The organism is Streptomyces sp. NPDC127129 (genome assembly GCF_042671585.1).
Taxonomy (GTDB): Bacteria; Actinomycetota; Actinomycetes; order Streptomycetales; family Streptomycetaceae; genus Streptomyces.
In genome coordinates this window covers 327,162-351,652 of the sequence record NZ_JBHXTV010000006.1, presented here as the reverse complement: position 1 = coordinate 351,652, position 24,491 = coordinate 327,162, and the positions used below count along the sequence as shown (strand labels likewise).

General features: G+C 70.6%; 23 protein-coding genes. 9 read left to right on the top strand and 14 right to left on the bottom strand.

Going from position 1 to position 24,491, the window contains the following annotated elements; all coding sequences use genetic code 11:
* Positions 1–52 precede the first annotated feature (52 nt).
* The 6 genes from fbaA to ACFVGW_RS14645 form a co-directional block, all read right to left on the bottom strand.
* A complete protein-coding gene (fbaA, locus tag ACFVGW_RS14670) occupies positions 53–1,075 on the bottom strand; it encodes a class II fructose-bisphosphate aldolase (RefSeq protein WP_385852202.1) in 1,023 nt (340 codons plus the stop codon).
* A gap of 224 nt (positions 1,076–1,299) precedes the next feature.
* Positions 1,300–1,848, bottom strand: a complete 549-nt coding sequence (gene pyrE, locus ACFVGW_RS14665; protein WP_362415009.1) for an orotate phosphoribosyltransferase — start codon at positions 1,846–1,848, stop codon at positions 1,300–1,302.
* A 10-nt stretch (positions 1,849–1,858) separates the two neighbouring features.
* Positions 1,859–2,656: an aldose 1-epimerase gene (locus ACFVGW_RS14660; protein WP_383292966.1), complete on the bottom strand. Its 798-nt coding sequence runs from the start codon at positions 2,654–2,656 to the stop codon at positions 1,859–1,861.
* Between the two features lie 20 nt (positions 2,657–2,676).
* A complete protein-coding gene (locus tag ACFVGW_RS14655; protein WP_385852201.1) occupies positions 2,677–3,732 on the bottom strand; it encodes an SRPBCC family protein in 1,056 nt (351 codons plus the stop codon).
* Positions 3,733–3,808: 76 nt separating this feature from the next.
* Positions 3,809–5,515, bottom strand: a complete 1,707-nt coding sequence (locus ACFVGW_RS14650) for a polyamine aminopropyltransferase (protein ID WP_385852200.1) — start codon at positions 5,513–5,515, stop codon at positions 3,809–3,811.
* Positions 5,516–5,590: 75 nt separating this feature from the next.
* Positions 5,591–6,109 (bottom strand): DUF2617 family protein, encoded by a 519-nt coding sequence (locus ACFVGW_RS14645; RefSeq protein ID WP_383222465.1) that lies wholly within the window; start codon positions 6,107–6,109, stop codon positions 5,591–5,593.
* Between the two features lie 594 nt (positions 6,110–6,703).
* Between ACFVGW_RS14645 and ACFVGW_RS14640 the strand changes: the two genes are divergently transcribed.
* Both ACFVGW_RS14640 and ACFVGW_RS14635 read left to right on the top strand, forming a co-directional pair.
* Positions 6,704–7,885, top strand: a complete 1,182-nt coding sequence (locus ACFVGW_RS14640; protein ID WP_385852199.1) for a pyridoxal phosphate-dependent aminotransferase — start codon at positions 6,704–6,706, stop codon at positions 7,883–7,885.
* A gap of 195 nt (positions 7,886–8,080) precedes the next feature.
* Positions 8,081–9,265: a glycosyltransferase family 39 protein gene (locus tag ACFVGW_RS14635; RefSeq protein ID WP_385852249.1), complete on the top strand. Its 1,185-nt coding sequence runs from the start codon at positions 8,081–8,083 to the stop codon at positions 9,263–9,265.
* A gap of 33 nt (positions 9,266–9,298) precedes the next feature.
* Here the strand turns inward: ACFVGW_RS14635 and ACFVGW_RS14630 are convergent, their stop codons facing one another.
* The gene (locus ACFVGW_RS14630) at positions 9,299–9,835 is read right to left on the bottom strand and encodes a YbjN domain-containing protein (protein WP_352190415.1); all 537 of its coding nucleotides are present in this window, start codon (positions 9,833–9,835) and stop codon (positions 9,299–9,301) included.
* A 118-nt stretch (positions 9,836–9,953) separates the two neighbouring features.
* On the opposite strand from ACFVGW_RS14630, the gene ACFVGW_RS14625 reads away from it, so the two are divergent.
* Complete coding sequence (locus ACFVGW_RS14625; protein WP_385852198.1) at positions 9,954–10,394, top strand: hypothetical protein; 441 nt, start codon at positions 9,954–9,956, stop codon at positions 10,392–10,394.
* A gap of 25 nt (positions 10,395–10,419) precedes the next feature.
* Here the strand turns inward: ACFVGW_RS14625 and clpB are convergent, their stop codons facing one another.
* The gene (gene clpB / locus ACFVGW_RS14620; RefSeq protein WP_383222473.1) at positions 10,420–13,005 is read right to left on the bottom strand and encodes an ATP-dependent chaperone ClpB; all 2,586 of its coding nucleotides are present in this window, start codon (positions 13,003–13,005) and stop codon (positions 10,420–10,422) included.
* Positions 13,006–13,126: 121 nt separating this feature from the next.
* Between clpB and ACFVGW_RS14615 the strand changes: the two genes are divergently transcribed.
* Entirely contained in the window at positions 13,127–13,540 is a 414-nt protein-coding gene (locus tag ACFVGW_RS14615) for a pyridoxamine 5'-phosphate oxidase family protein (RefSeq protein WP_383222476.1), read from the top strand.
* Between the two features lie 139 nt (positions 13,541–13,679).
* On the opposite strand, the gene ACFVGW_RS14610 is transcribed toward ACFVGW_RS14615, so the two are convergent.
* Together ACFVGW_RS14610 and ACFVGW_RS14605 are read right to left on the bottom strand one after the other, a co-directional pair.
* Complete coding sequence (locus ACFVGW_RS14610) at positions 13,680–13,997, bottom strand: (2Fe-2S)-binding protein (RefSeq protein WP_352190419.1); 318 nt, start codon at positions 13,995–13,997, stop codon at positions 13,680–13,682.
* Complete coding sequence (locus ACFVGW_RS14605) at positions 13,994–14,185, bottom strand: hypothetical protein (protein WP_352190420.1); 192 nt, start codon at positions 14,183–14,185, stop codon at positions 13,994–13,996. The genes ACFVGW_RS14610 and ACFVGW_RS14605 overlap by 4 nt, the downstream gene beginning before the upstream one ends.
* Before the next feature lie 128 nt (positions 14,186–14,313).
* Between ACFVGW_RS14605 and ACFVGW_RS14600 the strand changes: the two genes are divergently transcribed.
* On the top strand, positions 14,314–15,294 hold the full coding sequence (locus tag ACFVGW_RS14600) for a helix-turn-helix transcriptional regulator (RefSeq protein ID WP_352190421.1): 981 nt from the start codon (positions 14,314–14,316) through the stop codon (positions 15,292–15,294).
* 2 nt (positions 15,295–15,296) lie between these two features.
* A complete protein-coding gene (locus ACFVGW_RS14595; protein WP_385852197.1) occupies positions 15,297–15,770 on the top strand; it encodes a hypothetical protein in 474 nt (157 codons plus the stop codon).
* Positions 15,771–15,878: 108 nt separating this feature from the next.
* On the opposite strand, the gene ACFVGW_RS14590 is transcribed toward ACFVGW_RS14595, so the two are convergent.
* From ACFVGW_RS14590 to dnaK, 4 genes are read right to left on the bottom strand one after another with little or no spacing between them, the layout of a single operon-like run.
* Positions 15,879–16,331: a heat shock protein transcriptional repressor HspR gene (locus tag ACFVGW_RS14590; RefSeq protein WP_361441888.1), complete on the bottom strand. Its 453-nt coding sequence runs from the start codon at positions 16,329–16,331 to the stop codon at positions 15,879–15,881.
* 4 nt (positions 16,332–16,335) lie between these two features.
* Entirely contained in the window at positions 16,336–17,526 is a 1,191-nt protein-coding gene (dnaJ, locus tag ACFVGW_RS14585) for a molecular chaperone DnaJ (protein ID WP_352190424.1), read from the bottom strand.
* A gap of 39 nt (positions 17,527–17,565) precedes the next feature.
* Complete coding sequence (grpE, locus tag ACFVGW_RS14580) at positions 17,566–18,210, bottom strand: nucleotide exchange factor GrpE (RefSeq protein ID WP_383222482.1); 645 nt, start codon at positions 18,208–18,210, stop codon at positions 17,566–17,568.
* The gene (gene dnaK, locus ACFVGW_RS14575) at positions 18,210–20,054 is read right to left on the bottom strand and encodes a molecular chaperone DnaK (protein ID WP_383222485.1); all 1,845 of its coding nucleotides are present in this window, start codon (positions 20,052–20,054) and stop codon (positions 18,210–18,212) included. The genes grpE and dnaK overlap by 1 nt, the downstream gene beginning before the upstream one ends.
* Before the next feature lie 260 nt (positions 20,055–20,314).
* Between dnaK and ACFVGW_RS14570 the strand changes: the two genes are divergently transcribed.
* The 3 genes from ACFVGW_RS14570 to ACFVGW_RS14560 all read left to right on the top strand — a co-directional run bounded on the left by ACFVGW_RS14570 (position 20,315) and on the right by ACFVGW_RS14560 (position 24,349).
* Positions 20,315–20,833 (top strand): sugar transferase, encoded by a 519-nt coding sequence (locus tag ACFVGW_RS14570; protein ID WP_385852196.1) that lies wholly within the window; start codon positions 20,315–20,317, stop codon positions 20,831–20,833.
* A 152-nt stretch (positions 20,834–20,985) separates the two neighbouring features.
* Positions 20,986–23,265, top strand: a complete 2,280-nt coding sequence (locus ACFVGW_RS14565) for a (Fe-S)-binding protein (protein ID WP_385852195.1) — start codon at positions 20,986–20,988, stop codon at positions 23,263–23,265.
* A 238-nt stretch (positions 23,266–23,503) separates the two neighbouring features.
* A complete protein-coding gene (locus ACFVGW_RS14560; RefSeq protein WP_385852194.1) occupies positions 23,504–24,349 on the top strand; it encodes a Yip1 family protein in 846 nt (281 codons plus the stop codon).
* The last annotated feature ends 142 nt before the right edge of the window (positions 24,350–24,491 follow it).

The following is a 24,491-nucleotide window of genomic DNA, read 5'->3' as shown; positions in this document are numbered from 1 at the left end:
AAGCCCGGCACCACAGGGTGCCGGGCCTTTCCACCACTGACTAACGCTTATTTCACTTCAGCTTCGTGCCGGTCGAGCGCAGCGCGGCGCACGCCTCGGTCACACGCACGGCCATGCCGGCCTCGGCGAGCTTGCCCCAGGTCCGCGGGTCGTAGGTGGACTTCTTGCCGACCTCGCCGTCGACCTTCAGGACGCCGTCGTAGTTCTTGAACATGTGGTCGGCGACCGGACGCGTGAAGGCGTACTGGGTGTCGGTGTCGAGGTTCATCTTCACGACGCCGTTCTCCAGCGCGGTGGCGATCTCCTCGGCGGAGGAGCCGGAGCCGCCGTGGAAGACGAAGTCGAACGGGTTGGCCTTGCCGAAGCGCTCGGCGACGCCCGCCTGCAGGTCCTTGAGCAGCTCGGGACGGAGCACGACGTTGCCCGGCTTGTAGACGCCGTGCACGTTGCCGAAGGAGGCGGCCAGCAGGTAGCGGCCCTTCTCGCCCAGGCCCAGGGCCTCGGCGGTGCGGATCGCGTCGTCGACGGTGGTGTACAGCTCGTCGTTGATCTCGTGGGTGACGCCGTCCTCCTCGCCACCGGTCGGGGTGATCTCGACCTCGAGGATGATCCGGGCGGCGGCGGCCTTGGCCAGCAGCTCCTGGCCGATGGCCAGGTTGTCGGCGAGGGTCTCGGCGGAGCCGTCCCACATGTGCGACTGGAAGAGCGGGTTCCGACCGGCCTTGACGCGCTCGGCGGAGATGTCGAGCAGCGGACGGACATAGCCGTCCAGCTTGTCCTTCGGGCAGTGGTCGGTGTGCAGCGCGACGGTGATGTCGTACTTGGCGGCGACGATGTGCGCGAACTCGGCCAGGGCGACGGCGCCCGTGACCATGTCCTTGTTGTGCTGGCCGCCCAGGAACTCGGCGCCACCGGTCGAGATCTGGATGATGCCGTCGCTCTCGGCCTCCGCGAAGCCACGCAGCGCGGCGTGCAGAGTCTGGGAGGAGGTCACGTTGATGGCCGGGTAGGCGAACTTGCCTGCCTTCGCCCGGTCGAGCATCTCGTTGTAGACCTCGGGGGTTGCGATGGGCATTCGTCCGCTCCTTGTGATGTGCGGGTGGGTGCGTTACTAGACCCTGACCTGGGGCGACGTCATCGTCGGGGCCCATCTTTCCAGACTCTTCCGCGGACACCAGGAGCAAGGGGCGGAGCGTTTCACGTGAAACACTCCGCCCCTTGCCAAAGCCGCAGGTCAGCGCCGCCGCCGGGCGGCACCGGGACCTAAGTCACGACTTCGCCTCGATCACCCGGCGTCGATCAGGCCAGACCCAGCTCGTCGAGCGCGAAGGCGTAGAGGTACGGCACGCCCGCGGTGGTGCTGATCTTCTCGCCCGCGCCCGTCGCCCGGTCCACGATCGTGGCGACCGCGACGACCTCGGCACCGGCCGCACGCGCCGCCTCGACGGCGGTGAGCGGGGAGCCGCCGGTGGTGGAGGTGTCCTCGACGATCAGAACCCGGCGGCCCTTGATGTCCGGACCCTCGACCTGGCGCTGCATCCCGTGGGCCTTGGCGGCCTTACGGACGACGAAGGCGTCCAGACGCTTTCCCTGGGCGGCGGAGGCGTGCAGCATCGCCGTCGCGACCGGGTCGGCACCGAGGGTCAGACCGCCCACGGCGTCGAACTCCAGCTCCGCGGTCAGGTCGAGCATGACCTGACCGACGAGCGGAGAGGCGGCTCCGTCCAGCGTGATCCGGCGCAGATCGACGTAGTAGTCGGCCTCCAGCCCCGAGGAGAGGGTCACCTTGCCGTGCACCACGGCCTTGTCCTTGATCTGCTGGAGCAGGTCAGCGCGTACGTCAGTCATGCTCATGAGCTTAAAGCCGCCGCCAGGCGAGCGTGGCCGCGATCTCCAGCGGCTCGATCGGCGTCACGTGGTGCGGGAGGGTGTTGAGCCCGTTCGGCGGGCCGGACTGCGGCTCCACACAGACCGCCGCCTCCTGCTCGTCGTAGATCACCACCCATGTGCTCCGGCTGGTCACCTTCAGCTCCAGCTGCTCCGGCCAGGTGAGGGTGACGTCGACACCGCCGGGCATGCCGAAGCAGTCGTCCCAGGGGCCCGGGGCCGGGGCGATCCGGCGCCCGGTGGGGAGGTGGTCCTCGCCGCGCTCCTCCTGCCAGTCGGGCGTGAAGTCGATACGTACGGGAGCACCGCCGTCCAGGCTGCGGTTGAACCAGGGGTGCCAGCCGGCCTGCGCCGGGAAGGAGTCGGCGAGGGTCTCCACACCGAGCTGCACGGTGAGGCTCTCCTCGGTGAGGGCGAAGGTCTGGGTGACCCGGCCGGTGTACGGCCACGGGTCGCCCAGCTCGTAGGTGAACGCCGCCGTGCGTCCGTCGTCGTCCGCCGTCCGGGCGGGCTTCCAGACGGAGTCGCGGCCGGTGCCGTGGATGGCGTGCGGCGGAGAGTTGAGAGGCATCTGGTGCTTCACACCGCCGTTGCGGAACTGCCCCAGCTCGATCCGCCCGCACCAGGGCACCATCGGGAAGCAGCCGTACCGCTCGCCCTGGCGCAGCAGCTCCGTGCCGCCGATGCGCAGGCTCTCGATGCGGCAGCCGTTGTCGGGGTTGATGGTCAACTCGGCGTCGCCCGCCGTCAGTCGCGTCTGCTTGCTCACGCCCCGACAGTAGACGGGGATCAGCGCCGGCGGCGCAGCGCCCGGCCGACGACCACCGCGGAGGCGAGCGCGAGGGCGGCGGCGGGGGCGATCCAGCGCAGGGTGGCGCCGGCGGAGGTCGACTCCGGCGCGGGGACGGGGGCGTACCGGCCGCGCGGCGGGGCGTGGTCGACCTCCTCGGCGCTCCGTCCGATCATCGTGCGCCGGGCGTGGGCGGCCTCGGCGGCCGGGGGCTCGGCGGGGTACTCGACGGGGGCGTCCTCGAAGTCCCCGCCCTGGAACGGGTCGAGGGAGGGCGGGGGGACGGGCGTCTCGAAGACCGACGGACGGTGGGGCTCCTCGACGCCGTCGTCGACACCGTCGCTGTCGCTGTCGGCCTCCTCGTCGTCGATCGCGTCCATGGCATCGTCCACGGACTCGGGCCCGGACAGGGACCCGGACGCGGACTCGCGCTCGGACTCCGGCCCGGCCCCGGACCCGGTCGTCTCGGTCCCGGTCGTCTCGGACCCGGTCGTCCCGGACCCGGTCGTCTCGGTCCCGGTCGTCTCGGTCCCGGTCGTCCCGGTCCCGGCACCGGCGGTTTCCGCCCCGGACGCGTCGTCGGACTCCTTCACCGCCCGGCCGTTCACCGCCCGGCCGTTCTCTGCGCCGCCGTGCTGCGCCGCCGCGGCCAGACTCTCCACGAACTTGCCGATCAGCCGCTGGGCCGCCGCCTCCCGGGCCTCCTCGGAGAGGTCGGAGAGCCGGCCCGCGCCCTTCACGGCGCCGGTGAAGGCGAGCGTCGTACCGTCGGCCACCGGGGTGAGCGCGATCGCCAGCGAGAGCTGCACCGAGCCCTTGCCGCGCACCTCGGTGCCCTTGCCCTCGACGGCGATCACACCGCCCCGTTCGGTCAGCCGCAGCGCGCCCCGGTAGGTGATCGTGTTGCCGCCGGCCCGGATCTTCAGCCGGCCGGCGAGCGGACCCTCCTCCGCGTCCTGCTGGAGACCGGGGACGCAGCGCGCCACCCGTGCGGGGTCCGCCAGGGTCACGCGGAGGACCTCGGCCGGTACCGGAACGAACACCTCATGCTCCATGGAAGCCGAGCCTACTCAGACCGGGCGTCGTCGTCGCCTGTTTGTCCCGGGTCCGCTGCGGCCGGCCCCCACGGTGTCAGCCGCCGTACCGCGGGTGGACCAGTGTCGAGGGCGGCGGCGGGGCGCCCCGGTCGTCCCGGGTCCGCTCGGCCGCCCGTGCCCCCGACACCAGGGCGTCGGCCGTCAGGGACCGGAGCCGGGGCACGTCGGCGGCGAGCCGCAGCTCGGGCGGGTAGGTGCCCGCGGCCGCGAGCAGATAGCCCCAGTCGCCTGCCCCCGTCCCCGTGCCCGTCCCCGTCTCCGTGCCCGCCGAACGGTCGGCCCGGTCGGGGCCCGCGGCGAGGTGCGCCCCGCGGCCGTGCGCGCTGTAGGCCCGGGTGGCGAAACCGGCGGCGCGCAGTGTGGAGTCCACCGTCCAGAAGGTGTGGGGGCGGGCGGATGCCGATCCGGCGTGCACGACGAGTCGTCCCTCGTCCGCGAGGACCCGGGCGGCCAGACCGTAGAACTCCTCGGAGTAGAGCTTCGTCCCGGCCGAGATCCCGGGGTCGGGCAGGTCCGAGATCACCACGTCGTACCGCTCGCGCGGGCCCTCGTCCACCCCGTCGGGGCCGGTCGCCGCCGTCTCGCGCAGCCAGCGGAAGGCGTCGTCGGCGGCGACCCGGACGCGCGGGTCGCGCAGGGCGTTGCCGTTGAGCGCGGCGAGTTCGGGGTGGTTCCGGGCGAGCCGTACGACTCCGGGGTCGACCTCGACGACGGTGACCGCGCGGACTCCGGCGTAGCGCAGCACCTCGCGCGCGGCGAGACCGTCGCCGCCTCCGATGATCAGCACGCGCGCGTGCGGCCCGTTCATCGCGGGGTGCACCAGCGACTCGTGGTACCGGGAGCCGTCCTCGCCGCCGGCCCTCAGCCGGCCGTCGACGAAGAGGTCGGGCGGACTGCCCCGCTCCCCCGTCACGACCACTTCCTGGAGCTCGGTCCGGACGGCGACGCGCACGCTGTCGCCGTACACCGCGCGGCGCGCGGCCCGTTCGAAGTCGTCGACGAGGACGGTGGCGGTGGCGAGGACGGCGAGGACGGCGAGGTTCGTACCGATCAGCAGCGCCCGGGAACGGGCGGTCAGGTCGCGCCGGAACAGCCACAGCACCAGGCCGCCGCCCGCCACCGCGTTCACCGCTCCGGTGACGAGCGCACCGGTGACCTGACCGAGCCAGGGCAGCAGCAGGAAGGGAAAGGCGAGCCCGCCGACGAGCGCGCCGACGTAGTCCGCGGCGAACAGGTCGGCGACGGTCCCCGCCGGATCGGCCGCCTTCTCCCTCTCCCGTACACCGGGGGAACGCGCCGACTCCGCCCGCTGGATCAGCGACATGAGCAGCGGGATCTCCGCCCCGATGAGGACCCCGATGGCCAGCGAGAACGCCACCAGGACGTACCGCGCCTCGCCCAGCCAGGCGAACGCCGCGTACAGCGCGAGGGCCGAGCAGCCTCCGATCAGCGCGAGTCCGCCCTCGACGAGCCCGAAGCCGACGGCGGCACGGCAGCGCAGCCGCTTGGCGAGCAGCGAGCCGACGCCCATCGCGAAGACCATCACGGACAGCACGACGGAGGCGTGGGTGACGGAGTCGCCGACCAGGTACGAGGCGAGGGCGACCAGTTCCAGCTCGTAGACGAGACCGCAGGCGGCGCAGACGAAGACGACGACGAGGACCGGAAACCGCACCGCTCTCGGCCGCACGGGCAGCCGCGTCACCCTCTTGGGTGGCATGGTCAGGGGCGGATCGATCATGTTCGTAACGCTACGTCACACATCTGTCGCCGCTTGTCACCCACACGAGTGCACATGGAGCTCCCGGGCGGCGCGTTACAGCGGAGCGGACATACGAACGCCGATCCGCGTCCGGGTGACCACCAACTGCCCTTCCTGCGGGTACGCGTGCCAGGTGCGCCACCGCACCTGACCCTCGTGACGCTGGGCCAGCATCGCGGTGAAGGCGTGCGGGGAGCCGGGAAACGTCCCCGCGAGGCCGTTGGGATGGTCGGCGACGAGGGCGAGCAACTCCTGGGCGCGGCCCGCGAAGGAGCCGTGCGAGAGCTTCTCGACGCGGGCGGCGAATTCGTACTCCCAGCCGCCGATGCGCTTGGAGACGCCCAGCGGCAGCGGCGTACTGCTGCCGGGCATACAGGCGACGGTCTCCGAGCAGTTGTGCTGCTCTTCCTCCAGAAGCACCTGGTGGGAGGCGCCGAGGAGCCGCAACTGCAGCTTGGCGCCCGTCAGTTCGAGGTCGAGTACGGCGAGGGCGGGCAGCGGCTCGCGCCCGAGGGCCCAGGCCAGGTCGGCCGCACGGGTATCGGTGTAGGAGGTCTTCAGGGTCGTGAGCATGGGTCGGCTCCGCAAACACGGTTTGACGGGTGGGCCGGGGGCGCCCGGGAGAAGGGTCCAACGGGGTGGGGGATCGCCGGCTCGGGTCCACACACGGTCCGAGGGCTGTCTCTTATCAAGGGCGAGGGAATCACGGACTTCGAGCGACTCGCAGCGCTTTTACCCAACTTGCCGTGGTTTCCATCCCCTTCGGGGACCCCACAGTTCAATTGTTCAATCGGATTCGACGAACGGTTCCAACACGAAGGTGCCCGGCTGATGTTGGAGCGGCCGGGCACCTGGGTGATCGCGAGGGCGACTGCCCCGTGTCAGTCGCCCCCGCCGCCACCCCCGCAGCCGCCTCCGCCGCCGCAGGACGAACCGCCCCCGCAGCCGCCTCCGCCGACGTCCGACCAGCCCCCACCGCGCCGTCGGCCGCCCCCGCGCCGTGCGCCGCCGACGGATGAGGCGATACCTGCCACCACGAACAGAATGATGACTCCGATGATCAGAGCTTCCATGTGTGACACCCCCGTAGGTCTTGTGTGACAGGGGGATGCCCCCCGCGCCCGCGGCCCAAAGCGCACTTGAGGAAGTCCAGAGCTTCACCGCAGGATGACGGGCATGACACGACCGCTGCTCAACCGCCGGCTCGCCGAGTTCGGGACGACGATCTTCGCCGAGATGTCCGCGCTCGCCGTCCGGACCGGGGCGATCAACCTCGGACAGGGCTTCCCCGACACCGACGGCCCCGAGGAGATCCGGGAGGCCGCGGTCCGGGCGCTGCGCGACGGGCGCGGCAACCAGTACCCGCCCGGCACGGGCGTACCCGAGCTGCGCACCGCCGTCGCCGAGCACCAGCTGAAGCGGTACGGCCTCGTCTACGACCCCGACCGCGAGGTCCTCGTCACGGCGGGCGCGACCGAGGCGATCGCCGCCGCGCTGCTCGCCCTCGTCGAGCCCGGCGACGAGGTGATCGCCCTGGAGCCGTACTACGACTCGTACGCCGCGTGCATCGCGATGGCGGGCGGCACGCGCGTCCCCGTCACCCTCCGCCCCCACGAGGGCGCCTACCGTCTGGACCTGGACGAGCTGCGGGCCGCCGTCACCGACCGGACCCGGCTGATCCTGCTCAACACCCCGCACAACCCGACAGGCACCGTCCTCACCCGCGCCGAACTGACCGCGATCGCCGAGCTCGCCGTCGCCCGCGATCTGCTCGTCGTCACCGACGAGGTGTACGAGCACCTGGTCTTCGACGACGCCGAACACCTGCCGATCGCGAGCCTGCCGGGGATGCGGGAGCGCACGGTCACCATCGGCTCGGCCGGCAAGACCTTCTCCTTCACCGGCTGGAAGGTCGGCTGGATCACCGCGAGCCCGGAGCTCACCTCCGCCGTCCGGTCCGCCAAGCAGTTCCTCACGTACGTGGCGTCCGGGCCGTTCCAGTACGCCGTCGCCGAGGCCCTGCGCCTGCCCGACACGTACTTCGACACCCTGCGGGCCGACCTGCGCACCAAGCGCGACCTGCTGAGCGACGGCCTGACGCAGGCGGGCTTCGAGGTCTACCGCCCGGCCGGGACCTACTTCGTCACCACCGACATCCGCCCCCTCGGCGAGTCCGACGGCTTCGCCTTCTGCCGCGCCCTGCCGGAGCGGGCGGGTGTGGTGGCGATCCCCAACGCCGTCTTCTACGACCACCGCGCGGAGGGTGAGCCGTTCGTCAGGTTCGCGTTCTGCAAGCGCGTCGACGTCCTGGAGGAGGCGGTCTCCCGCCTCAAGGGCCTCGCGGGCTGACGGGCGGGGTGCCGGCGGGGTGCCAGCGGGGTGCCGGCGGGGTGCCGGCGGGGTGCCGGCGGGGATTTTTCACCCGGTGGGCCCCGCGCTCGCGCGCGCTTCCTCCGTGCCGCGCCGATGGTCGGGTAGACCGATTTGTCGGGCTGATCCCGGATCGCGGGCCGCTCTCGATTCCCGTGCGCACGGAGGTGCACCCTGTCCGCCGAGACTCTCGACCGCCGGGCCACGACCGCCGGCGCCCGGAGCGTCCCCCGCTGGCGGGCCTCGCTGTACCGGGCCGCCCCCGCACTCGGGCTGTTCGCCGCGGCCCGGCTGACCGGGATGCTGGTGCTCGCGGCCTGGGCCTGGCACCTCGGCCGCTCACCGCGCGCCCTGCTCGCCACGTCCTGGGACTCGGACTGGTACACCCGGATCGCCGCGCACGGCTACGGCCACACGCTCCACTGGCCCGACGGCGTCGTCCAGTCCGACCTCGCGTTCTTCCCGCTCTACCCCGCCCTGGTACGCGCCGTCACCACCGTCCTGCCCGTCGAGGGCGGCACGGCGGGGCTCCTCGTGTCCTGGCTCTCGGCCGGTGCCGCGGCGTGGGGGATCTACCTGATCGGCGAGCGGCTCCACGGACGGCCCACCGCCGTCCTGCTCGTGCTGCTCTGGGGCCTGCTGCCGCACTCGATCGTGCTGTCGATGGCGTACACCGAGCCGCTGATGACGGCCCTGGCAGCCTGGTCGCTGTACGCGCTGCTCACCGGCCGCTGGCTCTGGGCGGGCACCCTGGCCGCGCTGGCCGGCCTGTCCCGCCCCAACGGCGTCGCCGTCGCGGCCGCGGTCCTGGTCGCGGCGGGGTGCGCACTGTGGCGCGGGCGCGGGCGCGGCCGGGGCGGTCCGCGGGTCTGGGCCGGTGCCGTGCTGGCACCGGCCGGCTGGCTCTCGTACCTGCTCTGGGTGGGCGCCCGGCGCGGGGATCTGCTCGGCGGCTACTTCGCCGTCCAGGACGGCTGGACCTCCCGCTTCGACCTCGGACGCGGCGCTCTGCGCTTCGTCCTGGAGATGCTGCGGGGGCCGACGCAGTTCGGCTTCGTGATGGCGCTGCTGATCACGGGCGCGGGGGTGCTGCTCTTCGCCCTGCTCGCGCTGGTGGAGCGGCCGCCGCTGCCGGTCCTGGTCTACACGGCGGTGCTCGTGGTCATCACGGTCGGCGGCTCCGGCTTCTTCGAGTCCAAGCCGCGCTTCCTGCTGCCCGCGTTCCCGCTGCTCCTCCCGCTGGCGCGGGCACTGACGAAAGCCCGGCCGAGGGCCGCGATCGTGGTGATCGCGGCGCTGGCCGGGCTGTCGTTCGGCTTCGGTGCGTACGCGCTGACGCTCGCACACATGGCCCTCTGAGGGGCCGGGGGCCGGTGCCGGCCCCGTGGCGGCTCAGGCCTCGTCGCCGTCGGAGGACTTGTCCTCCGGGGACTCCAGGCCGAACTGCTCCACGAGCCACTTGTCGAACTCGATCGAGGCGCGGACCCAGCTGACGGTGGAGGACACGAAGTGCTCCAGCGCGACGCCGGTGCCGATCAGCATCTGCGCCTCACCGATGAGGCGGAGGGTGGCGGAGCCGTCCTCCTCCTCGTGCAGGTGGGTGTAGACCTTGGGCCACAGGGTGCGGCGGTTCCAGTCGTCGATCGCGTCGAGAACCTTGGCGCGGTCGTCGGCCGAGTGCGGGCGGTCGTAGAACGTCCGCACCGAGAAGACACGCTGGTCCTCCTCGCCGCGGAACATGAAGTACGTCCGGAACTCCTCCCACGGCGCCGCGAGGTCACCCTCGTCGTCGACGACGTACTTCAGCTCCATCTGGTCCAGGAGCTGCTTGACCAGATCCTGGTCGGGGACGACGGGGCCCGCCGGTCCTGCGGCCTGAGGCTGGGGCTGGCCCCCGAAATTCGGAATCGAGGACGGGTCGATGCTCACCGTGAATATCCCTTCGTACGGTTGACGCCATCCTCCCCCATGCCGGGCGGTACGGCGCAAGCCCCGGCTCCCGCGATCCGCTGCGGGCTGACAAGATCTGGTTCCTATGGGGGAAAAAGTGAGGCCGCGTGCCCGCACCTGGGTCTGGGTGTCGGTGCTGGTATCGATCTTCTGCGGGGGGCCGGTCGCCCTGCTGGCCTGGGGAGCGATGGCCTTCAGCGAGGCCGGCGAGGCGCAGCCGGTCGACTGCGCGGACGCCATGGAATGGGCACAGGCGACCTTGCCGAAGAGCGCCGTGGAGCCCCGGTGCACCACGGCGAGCTGGCTGGACACCCAGGTCACGGCCGACTTCCGGATGCCACGCCCCGAGGCGGCGCAGTGGCTGGCCGGGACCTACCCGGGCACGGAACCCGACAAGCCCCAGTTCTGCGACCACGACCTGTGCCTGAACGTGCAGTACGGCGGTGAGGCCGGGCCGGGCGGCCCGGTCGCGGTCGATGTGACCGTGACGTACGAGGGCGAGTCCGCCCTCGTACATCTGCTGGCCTTCGACACCTGATCGCGTCCCGCTGCTGCGCGGCGCCTTACTGCGCGGCGCCCACGATCAGCCCGTCCTCGAAGCGGTCCACCCGGACCGTGTCGCCGTCACGGACCTCGCCCGCGAGGATCTCCTTGGCGAGCCTGTCGCCGATGGCCGTCTGGATCAGACGGCGCAGCGGCCGGGCACCGTACGCCGGGTCCATGCCCTCGTCGGCCAGCCAGGCCAGCGCGGCCGGCGTGACCTCCAGCGTGAGCCTGCGTTCGGCGAGCCGCTTGGCGAGCCGGTCGATCTGGAGCTGCGCGATCCGCCCCAGCTCGGTCTTGTCGAGCGCGGAGAAGACCACCAGGTCGTCGAGCCGGTTGAGGAACTCCGGCTTGAAGGAGGTCCGCACCACCTCCAGGACCCGCTGCTTCTTCTCGTCCTCCCCGGTCAGGGGGTCGACCAGGTACTGGCTGCCCAGGTTGGAGGTGAGGATCAGGATGGTGTTGCGGAAGTCGACCGTCCGCCCCTGTCCGTCGGTGAGCCGGCCGTCGTCGAGGACCTGGAGCAGGATGTCGAAGACCTCCGGGTGCGCCTTCTCCACCTCGTCGAGCAGGACCACGCTGTACGGGCGGCGGCGGACCGCCTCCGTGAGCTGGCCGCCCTCCTCGTAGCCGACGTAGCCGGGAGGCGCGCCGACGAGCCGGGCGACGGAGTGCTTCTCGCCGTACTCCGACATGTCGATGCGGACCATGGCCCGCTCGTCGTCGAAGAGGAAGTCGGCGAGCGCCTTCGCCAGCTCGGTCTTGCCGACGCCGGTCGGGCCGAGGAAGAGGAAGGAGCCGGTGGGACGGTCGGGGTCGGCGATCCCGGCGCGCGTACGGCGTACGGCGTCGGAGACGGCCCGTACGGCCTCGGTCTGGCCGATGAGCCTCCGGCCCAGCTCGTCCTCCATGCGCAGCAGCTTCTGCGTCTCGCCCTCCAGGAGGCGGCCGGCGGGGATGCCGGTCCAGGCACCGACCACGTCCGCGATGTCGTCGGGGCCGACCTCCTCCTTGACCATCGTGTCCTTCGAGACCTCCTGCTCGGCCTCGGACGCCTCCTCCAGCTCGCGTTCGAGCGTGGGGATCTCGCCGTAGAGCAGCTGGGAGGCGGTGTCGAAGTCGCCGTCGCGCTGCGCGCGCTCGGCGCGGCCGCGCAACTCGTCGAGCTGCTCCTTGAGCTCGCCGACGCGGTTGAGGGACTGCTTCTCCTTCTCCCAGCGGGCGGTCAGCCCGCGCAGCTCCTCCTCGCGGTCGGCGAGGTCGCGGCGGAGCTTCTCCAGACGCTGCTTGCTGGCGTCGTCGGACTCGCTCTTGAGCGCCAGCTCCTCCATCCGCAGCCGGTCCACGGAGCGCTGGAGCTCGTCGATCTCGAGGGGCGAGGAGTCGATCTCCATCCGGAGCCGGGAGGCCGCCTCGTCGACGAGGTCGATGGCCTTGTCGGGGAGGAAGCGGGAGGTGATGTACCGGTCGGAGAGGGAAGCGGCGGCCACGAGCGCGGAGTCGGCGATCTGGACCTTGTGGTGGGCCTCGTACCGGCCCTTGAGTCCGCGCAGGATCGCGATCGTGTCCTCGACGCTCGGCTCGGCGACCAGGACCTGCTGGAAGCGGCGCTCCAGGGCGGGGTCCTTCTCGATCCGCTCGCGGTACTCGTCGAGGGTCGTCGCGCCGACCATGCGCAGCTCGCCGCGGGCCAGCATCGGCTTCAGCATGTTGCCGGCGTCCATGGCCGAATCGCCGCCTGCGCCCGCGCCGACGACGGTGTGCAGCTCGTCGATGAAGGTGATGATCTGGCCGTCACTGGCCTTGATCTCGGAGAGGACGGTCTTCAGCCGCTCCTCGAACTCGCCGCGGTACTTGGCGCCCGCGACCATCGCGCCGAGGTCGAGCGAGACCAGCCGCTTGTCGCGGAGGGACTCGGGGACGTCGCCCTTCACGATGCGCTGCGCGAGGCCCTCGACGACGGCGGTCTTGCCGACGCCGGGCTCGCCGATGAGGACCGGGTTGTTCTTGGTGCGGCGGGAGAGCACCTGGACGACGCGCCGGATCTCCTGGTCGCGCCCGATGACGGGGTCCAGCTTCCCTTCGCGCGCGGCGGCCGTGAAGTCCGTGCCGAACTTCTCCAGCGCCTTGTACTGACCCTCCGGGTCGGGTGTGGTCACCCGGCGTCCTCCCCTGCTCTTCTCGAACGCGTCCAGCAGCTTCTTCGTGCCGGCCCCCTGCTGGGCCAGCACCTCGCCCGCCTGCCCGCCCTTCGCCGCGATCCCGATGAGCAGGTGCTCGGTCGAGAGGTACTCGTCCCCGAGCTCCTTGGCCTGCCTGGCGGCCTCGGCGATCACGGCGAGCAGCTCGCGGTCGGGCTGCGGCGGCGCGACCGTGGAGCCGGTCACGCTGGGCTCGGCGGCGAGCAGCCGCTCCGCTCCGGACCGTACAGCCGCCTGGTCCGCCTCGACGGCGGCGAGCAGGTCGACGATGTTCTCGTTGTCCTGACCGGCCAGAAGCGCCAGCAGCAGATGCGCAGGGGTCAGGTCGGGGTGTCCCGCGGACACGGCGCGGCTGGTCGCCGCGTTGATCGCGTCCCGGCTCCTGTTGGTCAGTTCGGCGTCCACGTGCGCTGTCTCCTCCTCGACGTCCGGCTACACACGGTCCATGACTCATCCAGCGTACACAAAGTTGAGTCTATTCCGCTCAAGGTGTCGGAAGGAGCCGCCTCACGGGTAGGTTCCGGGCATGGCGACTGACCCGCGGAACCCCGACGACGCGTATCTCGGCTTCTGGCGCGAGTACCACATGTCCACCCTGACGACCCCGCGCGCGGACGGCACGCCGCACGTGGTGGCCGTGGGAGTGACGTACGACCCCGAGGGCGGCGAGAACGGCATCGCCCGGGTCATCACCAACAAGCACAGCCGCAAGGTCGCCAACGTCCTGGCGGCCGGCGCGGACGGCGCGCGCGTGGCCGTCTGCCAGGTGGACAAGGGGCGCTGGGCGACGCTGGAGGGCGTGGCCCGCATCCGTACGGAGCCGGACGTCGTCGCCGACGCGGTCGACCGGTACGCGACGCGCTACGGCCGGGTCCCGGCACCCAACCCCGACCGGGTCGTCATCGAGATCGCGCTGACCCGGGCCATGGGCCGGGCCTGACCCGGTGAGGTGCTCGGCGGGGGGCTTACGGGGTGAGAGTGTCCGGGCACAGCACAGCGGCGCCATCGCGTTTCAGGTCCGCGATGGCGCCGCTGTGTGGGGGAAGCACCTGAGCGATCTACAACGACGGGGGAACCGCTCAGGCACTGCGGGGGGTGGCGGTGATGGTCTCGGACTCGACGAGCTGGTGGTCACGCTGGTCGAGATTGACGAAGATCATGCCGTACCGGATGGCACAGCGGACGGGCTGAGGGGCGCCACGGGGCTTCCGGAGACATCGGTAGGCGCGAATATCCTCATCGTCCCCGCGCGTGATGATGATCGGCTCACCGAAGAGGGTGACCATCAACGAATCGCCACCGTGCGGCACGGCTGTGACGAGGTCGATGAAATGCCACCCGGAGCGGTAAGCGGCCGCCATCTCACGCCGGAATCGAGGATCTTCGGGAACCGTCATGCCCGCACGGACTCCCAACCAGGGTCGGAGTCGGCCGGCGCTGCGCCCCAGCCCGGGTCGCCCGCCTTGGCGACGACCTGCTGCGGAGCGAGGCCCCAGCCCGGATCATCGGTGGCTGCCACCGCGCCGACCGCGGCAGCAGCTATGAACGCGACACCAACTACGGTGCGTATGAGCTTCTTGGCCATGACCGAGCAACCTCACTTGGTGTGTATCTCCTGCTCCCCCGCAGGCACGACGATGGCTCACTCCTCACGTTTCCACCACTGGCTCAATGCATCATGTTCCTGTATCGGAAAAGCCTGGGGGTGTACATATGCGAATAGAACCGGATAAAACGGGGCATCCTCATACGCACGCCGAGCTGTGCGAAGCGGGCACACGGGTCTATAAAGAGGCCCTGCGTACGGGACGAATCGCCCGGTCGGACATCGAATCGACGCCCTGCCTGATGGACCTCGATCTCCTTCGGCCCGACCCCGACGACGTCCAGTGGCTCCGGCCGGTTCCCCCCTCGGCCGCGCTGGCCCGACTGCTGCTCCCGATCGAGAAGGAGATCCAGGAGCGTAGGCGTCTCAGCATCGAACTCTCCGACGCGTTCGAGCCATTCATGTCGGTCAGCGTCCAGGACCCCTCGACCACCCACGCGATCACCGTCCTGGAGGGTCTCACGAGGATCAACACCTCCCTGGACCGCGTGGTGGCCGAATGCTCCTCCGAGCTGCTGACCGTGCAGCCCGGCAGCGGCCGCAGCGCCCACACCTTCGGCGAGGCCCTCCGCCGCGTCAGGCCGCTCCTCGGCCGCGGCATCAAGATGCGGACGCTCTATCAGCACACCGCACGGCACCAGCCGATCACCCTGGCCTATCTCGAACGCATCGGCCCCGCGGTCGAGGTCCGCACGCTCGAGGAGATCATCGACCGGCTCATCATCGTGGACCGCAAGGTCGCCTTCGTCCCCGCCAGCCGGGACCGCCAGGTCGCCCTGGAACTGCGCCACACCGGCCTCGTCGAGTACCTCGTCGGCGTCTTCGAGCAGTTCTGGCTCCAGGCCATCCCCCTGGACAACCCGGTCACCTACGAGCCGCCGCTGGACGGCATCAGCGGCATCCAGCGCTCCATCGCCAAACTCCTCGTCGAGGGCCACGTCGACGAGGCCATCGCCCGCCGGCTCGGCATGAACGTCCGCACCTGCCGCGCCCACATCGCCAAGCTCGCCTCCGCCCTCGGGAGCGGGAGCCGGGCGCAGCTCGGCTACCTCATCGCCCAGTCCGGAATCCTGGAGCAGGAACACTGACCGTGTACGTACAGATCGACCTGGACGGCCCCGCGGGGACGCTGCGCGTCTCCGGGTACGACATGCCCACCGTGGAACTCGTGCGCGCGCCGGGCGACGAGCCCGACCCGCTCATCCCCATCGGCACCCGCGCCGCCGGCCGGCTCACCCTCACCGCCGACGGCGCGCCCGCCCGCATCCGGCCCGGCCGCGGGCGGCTCCTGCGGCGCTCGTACCGGGTCGACGCCGTGGTCTCGGGCACCCGCTACCGGCTCGTGCCCTGCTCGTACGTGGAGAGCCGGCTGCTCCGCGACGGGCGCCCCCTGGGCACCCTGGAGTCCTCGGGGGACGGCAAGGTGGACGCGGAGTGGGCGCCCGGCGCCGGACCCGAACCGCTGGACCGGGCCGTCGGCACCGCGCTCGCCGCCGCCTTCGGCACGGGCGCGGCGCCCTGGTGGGACACGGCGACGAACATCGTGGCCGAACTCATCCCGTAGCGCGCGCAACGCCGCACGCACGCATGCACGCGCACGCATGCACGCACGGCGAGGCCCCCTCCGCTTCTCGCGGAGGGGGCCTCGCCGTACAGAAGGTTCCGGCCGGGACTACTCGGGGCGCTTGGGGCGCCACACGACCAGCGCGCTCGCCTGCTGGACGTCCGTGTACGGGACCAGGTCGCGCCGGTACGAGGCGTGCACCTGCGCCTCGCGCTGGCGCATCGCCGACGCCGCGCCCTCGACGGCCGCCGACAGCTCGGCCACCCGCTGCTGGAGCGCCGCGACCTGGTTCTCCAGCTCGATGATGCGCTTGATGCCCGCCAGGTTGATGCCCTCGTCCTGCGACAACGCCTGCACCGTACGGAGCAGTTCGATGTCACGGGCCGAGTAGCGCCGTCCCCGGCCCGCCGTGCGATCGGGCGAGACCAGGCCGAGGCGGTCGTACTGACGCAGCGTCTGCGGGTGCAGACCCGACAGCTGGGCCGCCACCGAGATGACGTACACCGGCGTCTCGTCGGTCAGTTCGTACGGATTACGGCTGCGTCCCGGTCTGCTGTCCATCGGGTCAAGCTCCCTTCGCGGCCTGGAACAACTCTGCCCTGGGGTCCTCGCCCGCCGTCGCCTCACGGTAGGTCTCGAGGGCCTCACGGGCCTTGTCGTCGAGCTCCTTGGGCACCGCGACCTCCACCGTCACCAGCAGGTCGCCGCGGGTGCCGTCCTTGCGGACCGCGCCCTTGCCGCGGGCGCGCATCGTCCGGCCGTTGGGGGTGCCGGCCGGAAGCTTCAGCGTCACCGCCGGGCCGCCCAGCGTCGGGACCTTGATGTCGCCGCCGAGCGCCGCCTCGTCGAACGTGACGGGCACGGTGACGGTCAGGTTGTCGTCCTTGCGGCCGAAGACCGGGTGGGCGTCGACGTGCACGACCACGTACAGGTCGCCGCTCTGGCCGCCGCGCTCGCCCGGAGCGCCCTTGCCGCGCAGCCGGATCCGCTGCCCGTCGGAGACACCGGCGGGGATGCGGACCTGCATGGTGCGGGAGGACTTGGCCCGGCCGCTGCCCTTGCAGACCTCGCAGGGGGTCTCGGCGATGAGGCCGCGCCCCTTGCAGTCCACGCACGGGTCGGTGAGCGAGAACGAGCCACTGCCGCCGCGCGAGACCTGGCCGGTGCCGACGCAGGTCGGGCACACCCGGGGCGTGCCGTTCTTGTCGCCGGTGCCCGAACAGGCCTTGCAGGGCGCCTGGGAGGACATCCGCAGGGGCACGGTCGCGCCGTCCACGGCCTCGGTGAAGCTGAGCGTCACCTCGGACTCGATGTCCTGGCCGCGGCGCGGCTGCGTACGCGTGCCCGCGCCGCCGCCCGCGCCCCGGTTGAACAGTCCGCCGAAGACGTCGCCGAGACCGCCGCCGAAGCCGCCGGCCCCGCCGCCCGCACCGCCGGGGCCCTGGGCGCCGCCGAAGAGGTCACCCAGGTCGAAGTTGAAGTTGCCGCCGCCCGGCCCTCCGGAACGGAAGCCTCCGTTGCCGAAGAGCGCACGGGCGTCGTCGTACTCCTTGCGCTTCTTGGGGTCGCCGAGGACGTCGTTCGCCTCGGAGATCTCCTTGAAGCGCGCCTCGGCGCTGGTGTCGCCCTTGTTGGCGTCCGGGTGGTTCTCGCGGGCGAGCTTCCGGTACGCCTTCTTGATCTCGGCGTCGGTGGCGTCCTTGGGGACGCCGAGAACCTTGTAGTAGTCCTTCTCGACGAAGTCCTTCGTACTCATCGACGTCCCTCCTTCCGGACCGCTCCGGTGATCGTCGCGCTAGCCCTCCTCGGGGCCACCGCTCTCCTCGTCCGCCGACTTCTCGTCCTTCGCGGCCGGCGTCGCCCCGGGCTGGGGCTCGGCCACCGCCACGCGCGCGGGCCGGATGGTCCGCTCGCCGATCCGGTACCCAGGCTGCAGGATCGCCACGCAGGTCGTCTCGGTGACGTCCGGTGCGTAACTGTGCATCAGGGCCTCGTGGATCGTCGGGTCGAAGGGCTCGCCCTCCTTGCCGAACTGCTGCAGCCCCATCTTGGCGGCCACCGTCTCCAGCGACTCGGCGACCGACTTGAAGCCGCCCACCAGCTCGCCGTGGTCCCGTGCCCGGCCGATGTCGTCGAGCACGGGCAGCAGCTCCGTCAGAAGGCCCGCGACCGCGATCTCCTTGACGGTGACACGGTCACGCTCCACCCGACGGCGGTAGTTCTGGTACTCGGCCTGAAGGCGCTGGAGGTCACCCGTGCGCTCGCTGAGCGCGCTGCGGACCTGGTCCAGCTGCGCCGTCAGGCCGGCCGTCTGTGCGGCGTCCCCGGCCGGGGCCGCCGAGCCCTCCTCCGCGGAGGGGGTCTCGGCGGCCTCGGCGGCGTCGTCGGCGCCGGAGGGGACGTCGGGCTTCTCCTCGAAGCCCGGGGTCTCCTCCGTCATCAGGCAGCGCCGCCCTTCGGCTTCTCGTCGTCGACGATCTCGGCGTCGACGACGTCGTCGTCGGCCTTGGCCTCACCCTGCGGGGCGTCGCCGCCGGCGGCCTGCGCGGCCTGGGCGTCGGCGTACATGGCCTGGCCGAGCTTCTGGGAGACGGCCGCGACCTTCTCGGTGGCCGTACGGATCTCCGCGGTGTCCTCGCCCTTGAGCTTCTCCTTCAGCTCGGCGACGGCGGTCTCGACCTCGGTCCTGACCTCACCGGGGACCTTGTCCTCGTTGTCCTTGAGGAACTTCTCCGTCTGGTAGACGAGCTGCTCGCCCTGGTTGCGGGACTCGGCGGCCTCGCGGCGGGCGTGGTCCTCGTCCGCGTACTTCTCGGCCTCTTCGCGCATCCGGTTGACCTCGTCCTTCGGCAGCGAGGAGCCACCGGTGACGGTCATCTTCTGCTCCTTGCCCGTGCCCAGGTCCTTCGCGGTCACGTGCATGATGCCGTTGGCGTCGATGTCGAACGCGACCTCGATCTGCGGGACGCCACGCGGGGCCGGCGGCAGACCGGTCAGCTCGAACATGCCGAGCTTCTTGTTGTACGCCGCGATCTCGCGCTCACCCTGGTAGACCTGGATCTGCACCGACGGCTGGTTGTCCTCGGCCGTCGTGAAGATCTCCGACCGCTTGGTCGGGATCGTGGTGTTGCGCTCGATGAGCTTGGTCATGATGCCGCCCTTGGTCTCGATACCAAGCGACAGCGGGGTCACGTCGAGGAGCAGGACGTCCTTGACCTCACCCTTGAGGACACCGGCCTGCAGGGCGGCGCCGATGGCGACGACCTCGTCCGGGTTCACACCCTTGTTGGCCTCCTGGCCACCGGTCAGCTCCTTGACGAGCTCGGCGACGGCCGGCATACGGGTGGAGCCACCGACGAGAACGACGTGGTCGATCTCGGACAGGTTGATGCCCGCGTCCTTGATGACGTTGTGGAACGGCGTCTTGCAGCGGTCCAGGAGGTCGGCGGTCAGCTGCTGGAACTGAGCGCGGGTGAGCTTCTCCTCCAAGTGCAGCGGACCCTCGGCGGAGGCCGTGATGTACGGCAGGTTGATCGACGTCTCGGTGGAGGACGACAGCTCGATCTTCGCCTTCTCCGCGGCCTCGCGGAGACGCTGGAGAGCCATCTTGTCCTTGGCCAGGTCGACGCCGTGGCCGTTGGCGAACTGCTTCACCAGGTAGTCGACGACACGCTGGTCCCAGTCGTCACCACCGAGGTGGTTGTCACCGTTGGTCGCCTTCACCTCGACGACGCCGTCACCGATCTCCAGGAGGGACACGTCGAACGTGCCGCCACCGAGGTCGAAGACGAGGATCGTCTGGTCGTCCTTGTCCAGGCCGTAGGCCAGGGCGGCCGCGGTGGGCTCGTTGACGATGCGCAGGACGTTGAGGCCCGCGATCTCGCCGGCCTCCTTGGTGGCCTGACGCTCGGAGTCGTTGAAGTACGCCGGGACAGTGATGACCGCGTCGACGACCTTCTCGCCCAGGTACGCCTCGGCGTCGCGCTTCAGCTTCTGCAGGATGAAGGCGCTCATCTGCTGCGGGTTGAAGGACTTGCCGTCGATGTCGATCTTCCAGTCGGTGCCCATGTGGCGCTTGACCGACCGGATGGTCCTGTCGACGTTGGTGACCGCCTGGCGCTTGGCGACCTCGCCGACGAGCACCTCACCGTTCTTCGCGAAGGCGACGACGGACGGCGTGGTCCTGGCGCCCTCGGCGTTGGTGATGACGGTGGGCTCGCCGCCTTCCAGAACGCTGACGACGGAGTTAGTCGTGCCCAGGTCGATGCCGACCGCACGTGCCATTTCAATTCCTCCAGCTGACTGACTTGAGTGGATCTGACTCAAGGATGCACGACGACCTTCGGCGCGTCAACAGACCTGAGTGGGGGTGGCTCAACTCTTCACCCTGGGAGTCACTCAAAGAGACGCAGGAAAGCCCGCCCGGGGCGCGTCATTCCCCGGTTCGGGGTCCTTCGCCATGAGAGAGTCCGGGGTGCCCCTGCCGGGCAAACCGGGCGTATCCCACGAATATCCCATGAATGTCACTCGAAAGGGTGTGGGGAATGACGGCCAAGCGCGCACTCGACCTCTTCGGCGGACTCGCCCTGCTGGCCGTCCTGTCCCCTCTGTTCGCCGCCGTCGCCCTCTCCCTCGCGGTCGCGACGGCGGGCGCCGGCGGGGTGCTGCGCCGCCGGACCGTCGCGGGCCGGGACGGGCGGGTCTTCACGATGCACACGTTCCGCACGAAGAGCCCGCTGGCCGGAATGCCCCTCCTGGTCCATGTCGTACGGGGGGAGATGTCGCTCGTCGGCCCCTGCCCGCTCACTCCCGGACACCGCGAGTGCGTGGGCGAGTCGCGCCGGAGACTGACGGTCCGGCCGGGAATGACGGGGCTCTGGCAGATCAGCGGGCGCTCGGAGCTGCCCTGGGAGGAGCGCGAGCTGCTCGACCTCCACTATGTGGACCATCACTGGCTCGGGATGGATCTGGCCATCCTGGCGCGTACGCTTCCAGCAGTCCGCAGACGTCGCGCGGCGAGCGCCTCCACGGCAGGGAGAACCCGGCCGGCAAGGCTTGCCTGAGCGACACAGATCACCGCAGGCGCCGCTACAGCGCGGAGCCGTGAAGGGGTAATCTCAGCACGGACTGAATAAGTTACCGCTTAGTAGCGCCGGACTCGCCACACTGGGGAGTGCAGGCGCTCCGCCTCGCAGGCCCGCCCGAGGAGCCCCTCATGCAACTCGCCGCGATCATCGTGTCGATCGCCATCACGGTGGTGGCCGTCGCGCTGTTCGGCCGCGCCATCGCGCAGATCTACCGCTTCGTGAAGCTCGGCCAGCCCGTGCCCGCGGGCACGCGCACCGGCGACCCCACACAGCGCACCATCACGCTGGTCAAGGAGTTCCTCGGCCACACCCGCATGAACCGCTGGGGCATCGTGGGCGTGGCGCACTGGTTCGTGGCCGTCGGCTTCTTCTCGCTGCTGCTCACCATCGTCAACGCGTTCGGCCAGCTCTTCCAGGCCGACTGGCTGATCCCGATCATCGGCGACTGGCTGCCGTACGAGATCTTCACCGAGTTCCTCGGTCTGATGACCGTCCTCGGCATCGTGACCCTCATCGTGATCCGGCAGCTCAACCGGCCGGGCGGGGCGGGCCGCAAGTCCCGTTTCGCGGGATCGAAGACCGGCCAGGCGTACTTCGTCGAGGCGGTCATCCTGATCGTCGGCGTCTGCATCATGACGCTGCGCGCCCTGGAGGGCGTCCAGCACCACGTGACGAGCTGGGAGCCGGGCTTCTTCGCCTCGTACCCGCTGATCGCGCTCCTCGACGGTCTCGACCTGAGCACGATCCAGCACCTCACCTACTTCTTCGCGGCGCTCAAGATCGTCACGTCCTTCACCTGGATGATCACGGTCTCGCTGAACACCAACATGGGTGTCGCCTGGCACCGCTTCCTCGGCTTCCCGAACATCTGGTTCAAGCGGAACGCCGACGGCTCCACCGCGCTCGGCGCGCTCCAGCCGATGACGACCGCGGGCAAGGAGATCGACTGGGAGGACCCGGCCGAGGACGCCGTCTTCGGTGTCTCCCAGGTCGAGCAGTTCTCCTGGAAGGGCATCCTCGACTTCTCCACCTGCACCGAGTGCGGCCGCTGCCAGTCGCAGTGCCCCGCCTGGAACACGGGCAAGCCGCTCTCCCCGAAGCTCCTGATCATGTCGCTGCGCGACCACGCGCACGCCAAGGCCCCGTACCTGCTGGCCGGCGGCGGCAAGGACATGGAGGGCAACGAGCAGGCGTCCGAGGAGCAGCTGGCCGGTGTGCCCGCCGCCGCCCTCGCGGAGGCCGAGCGTCCGCTGATCGGCACCGCCGAGGAGAACGGCGTCATCGACCCGGACGTCCTGTGGTCCTGCACCACCTGCGGCGCCTGCGTCGAGCAGTGCCCGGTCGACATCGAGCACATCGACCACATCGTCGACATGCGCCGCTACCAGGTGATGATCGAGTCCGCCTTCCCGAGCGAGGCCGGCACGATGCTCAAGAACCTGGAGAAGAAGGGCAACCCCTGGGGTCTGGCCAAGAAGCAGCGCGTCGAGTGGACCAAGGAGGTCGACTTCGAGGTCCCGATCGTCGGCAAGGACGTCGAGGACCTCACCGAGGTCGACTACCTGTACTGGGTCGGCTGCGCCGGCGCCCTGGAGGACCGGGCCAAGAAGACCACCAAGGCCTTCGCCGAGCTGCTGCACATGGCGGGCGTCAAGTTCGCGATCATGGGCGGCGAGGAGAAGTGCACCGGTGACTCGCCCCGCCGCCTGGGTAACGAGCCGCTGTTCCAGCAGCTCGGCCAGGAGAACGTCGCGATGCTGAACATGGCGTTCGGCGAGGACGACGAGGACGAGTCGACGAAGAAGCCGAAGTCGGCGAAGAAGATCGTCGCGACCTGCCCGCACTGCTTCAACACGATCGCGAACGAGTACCCGCAGCTGGGCGGCGAGTTCGAGGTCATCCACCACACGCAGCTGCTCCAGCACCTCATCGACGAGGGCAAGCTGATCCCGGTGACGCCGGTGGACGGCCTGATCACCTACCACGACCCGTGCTACCTGGGCCGCCACAACAAGGTCTACACGCCTCCGCGCGAGATCATGACGGCCGTCCCCGGCCTGCGCCAGCAGGAGATGCACCGCCACAAGGAGCGCGGCTTCTGCTGTGGCGCCGGTGGCGCGCGGATGTGGATGGAGGAGCGGATCGGCAAGCGCATCAACAACGAGCGCGTCGACGAGGCCCTGTCCCTCAACCCGGACATCGTCTCCACCGCCTGCCCGTTCTGCCTCGTCATGCTGACCGACTCGGTCAACGGCAAGAAGAACGAGGGCAAGGCGAAGGAGTCCGTCCAGGTCGTGGACGTGGCGCAGCTGCTGCTCGACTCGGTGAAGACGAAGCCGGAGGAAGTCGAGGCGGACGCCCCCGAGCCGGGTTCGGACGCGGAGTCGGAGTCGGTCTCGGCCGAGTAGCCGGTACAGGTACAGGTACAGGTACGGACGAGAGAGCCGCCCCGCGCGAGATGCGCGGGGCGGCTCTCGTCGTACGAGCGGCTGTGCCCGGTCCCGGCGGGGCGAACGGCGGTGGTCGGCGGCGGTTGGGGGCGCCGCCCGGGAACCGACCCCGTAAAGCCCTCAGGGGCCCCCTAGGGGATGTCACAGCTCAGTGGCAAAGGAGCGCCCACACAGCGGAAACGGGTACGTTCAAGGTGTGGCTGGATTCAGGAACGGACGCGGCCGGGACAACCGCCCCCCGCAACAACAACCGCAGCAGGCGCCGTACGGGTACCCCGCGGCTCCGCCGCCCCACCCGCAGCAGCAGTGGGGCCGGCAGGCCCCGCAGGGCGGCGGGTACGGCGAGCCGGAGTACTTCGGGGACCCGCACGGAGCGCAGCAGCATCAGCAGCAGCACTACGCGGCGAACACACCGGGGCACACGCAGATGTTCAGCGTGAACGAGGACCCCTACGGCGACTCGGCGATGTACCACGCCGGCGCGGCCCCCGTCCCGACGGGCCCGCGGCTGCCGTGGAAGGCCCTGCTGAGCGGCATCGTGCTGCGCCCGGCGCCGACGTTCCTGCAGATGCGGGACCACGCGGTGTGGGGCCCGGCGCTCGTCGTCACGTTCCTCTACGGCCTGCTGGCGATCTTCGGCTTCGACCAGGCGCGCGACGAGGCGATCGGCGCGACGCTGTCGACGGCGATCCCGTACGTGCTGATGACGGGCGCCGGCTTCGTCGTCGGCGGCCTGATCCTGGGCGCGGTCACGCACACCCTGGCGCGCCAGCTGGGCGGCGACGGCAGCTGGCAGCCGACCGTGGGTCTGTCGATGCTGATCATGTCGATCACGGACGCGCCCCGGCTGGTCTTCGCGATGTTCCTGGGCGGCGAGAACAGCCTGGTCCAGGTCCTCGGCTGGGCCACCTGGCTGGCGGCGGGCGCGCTGTTCACGCTGATGGTCAGCCGCTCGCACGACCTGCCGTGGCCGAAGGCGCTGGGCGCGTCGGCGATCCAGCTGATCGCGCTGCTCTCGATCATCAAGCTGGGCACGCTGTAGGAGCAGAACACAGAAGGGAGGGCCCCGACCGCCATCGGTCGGGGCCCTCCCTCATTCGGTTCTCAGGCGTCGAGGACCTGTCCCTCGCGCCGCACGACGGGCGGCTCGACGGACCAGGCTGACTTGACTCGATGACGGTAGT